Raw genomic sequence first — 1152 nt, forward strand, 5'->3', positions numbered from 1 at the left:
TAACTCATATCCTTACCAACGATAAGTGATAGAGATACCCGCATCCTCGCTGGTCACCCAAGGTACAAGCTGTACATTTTCGTCATACGCATCAGTAAAAATATAAGCACTCAACGTGCCTAAAGCCGCGCCTGCCAACACGTCTCGCCAGTAGTGTTTCTTGGCTTCAACACGGCCGACGCCCACTAACGCTGCCATGCTGTATGCAGGAAGTCCGGCTTCCCATCCATAACGCAAGTAAAGGTTGGTCGCAGAAGCAAATGCGTTTGCAGTGTGGTTGGATGGAAAGCTGTCGTTGTCACTTTTATCTGGGCGTTCTGCATCGATGGTCTTTTTACCAATCAAACCAACACCAGAAGCAGTGCCAATGCTCAATCCTGCTTGCCAGAACCCTTCCCAATCGCCTTTATAAGCTGGCACAGCTGCAGCGGTTGCCACTAAACCGTAAGTGCCAATATCCGTTAGAACGTCCCAGTCTTTTTCGCTCATCGCATTAACCGACTGACAGCACAGTAAAGATGCCACACCTACTACACGTATTGTTTTCTTCATTAATACAACCAATTACATTTAAACCGCGCGCAAGTTATCACACTTGTTGGTTTTATTCGATAAGGCAAACACCCTAATAGCGTGTAGAGATAGGAAACCTGAAGATAAAAAAAAGCCAACCACAAGGTGTGTGATTGGCTGTATATACTTGTGAACAATTGGGTTCACTAACAACGTCAGTTGGCTAGGTGACCCTCGGCTTAGAAAGGGTCAATAGTACTAAAGCATGAGGCGTGCCAACTTTAAAGCGCATAGAAACAGGCTGATATTTAATCAATTTCATTAAAACTTCATCAATAGCGACTATTTGCTCACAGTTTTCATTGCAATTTGCAAACTCGATTTAGCAATTCGCAAACAGATTCGCACTGTAGGAACTTATTTAGACTTACCACAATTTTCCGTAAGGGAAGTAGAACATATTCAAAACCACAAGAGACACAATCACGAGAAACGTCAGCTGCATGCCCTTCACTCTTCCTTTAAAACTCTCTTGTAGGATACCTCTGGCATGAATGATGCGGCCAATTACAAAGATAATACAGGTAAGATGAATCCAAATGGGTGCTGCGCCGTTAAACTCTAACAACGCCATAAGAA

Annotated in this window: 2 protein-coding genes; both read right to left on the minus strand. The window is 43.8% G+C overall.

The genetic code is table 11. The features are described 5' to 3' along the window. Positions 1-12 precede the first annotated feature (12 nt). On the minus strand, positions 13-552 hold the full coding sequence (locus tag R7P72_RS25255) for a phosphatase PAP2 family protein (RefSeq protein WP_023624482.1): 540 nt from the start codon (positions 550-552) through the stop codon (positions 13-15). A 388-nt stretch (positions 553-940) separates the two neighbouring features. Beyond that, positions 941-1152: MAPEG family protein (locus R7P72_RS25260; protein ID WP_318110992.1), on the minus strand; the 212-nt coding region annotated here is incomplete at its 5' end.

It is taken from the genome of Vibrio sp. Vb0888 (genome assembly GCF_033338835.1).
Classification (GTDB): domain Bacteria; phylum Pseudomonadota; class Gammaproteobacteria; order Enterobacterales; family Vibrionaceae; genus Vibrio; species Vibrio alginolyticus.

Excerpts from the sequence above, each read along its gene's own strand:
- R7P72_RS25255 (WP_023624482.1), bottom strand. The coding sequence starts at position 552 with ATGAAGAAAACAATACGTGTAGTAGGTGTGGCATCTTTACTGTGCTGT.